We start from the raw sequence: 403 nt of genomic DNA, 5'->3' as shown, positions 1-403 counted from the left end.
CCTCGAATCAAATACAAGCCGGACAGTGCCGGGAGTACAGCGGTTCATGAGATGTGCAAGAAGCAGCTCTGTATCGGGAAAATATAGGGTAAGGATACTTTTAAGATAGTCTTTTGCGGATAATACCGTATCCATTTCAACAAATTCAGAGCGGGAAAGCCCTAACGCTGAGAAATCGGAATAGGCCCTTCCCAGAAAGATCTCCCGGTCTGTAATCCGTGTTTTATGGCTCTTACGCAGCTTGAATTTTGTTTTCCGCTTCAGGTCTACATTGCGTATGAGGAGATATCCCTGTTCAATGTAGTTATAGAGCGTCTTAACAGACATACCGAGTTCCGGATGATTGATGAAGATCATGTAGGGGGACTGTCCCTGTTTGATCAAAGGAGTGACAACCGCATCA

General features: G+C 45.2%; 1 protein-coding gene. It reads right to left on the bottom strand.

Translation table 11 applies throughout. The annotated features are described in order from the left end of the window. Positions 1–403 (bottom strand): IS30 family transposase (locus NE664_15030; GenBank protein MCQ4727946.1); only part of this gene is annotated, 403 nt, incomplete at both ends.

Origin of the sequence: Anaerotignum faecicola (assembly GCA_024460105.1) — a bacterium.
Lineage (GTDB): Bacteria > Bacillota > Clostridia > Lachnospirales > Anaerotignaceae > JANFXS01.
The sequence above is the reverse complement of the archived record's forward strand: the minus strand, read 5'-3'. Positions and strand labels throughout refer to the sequence as shown.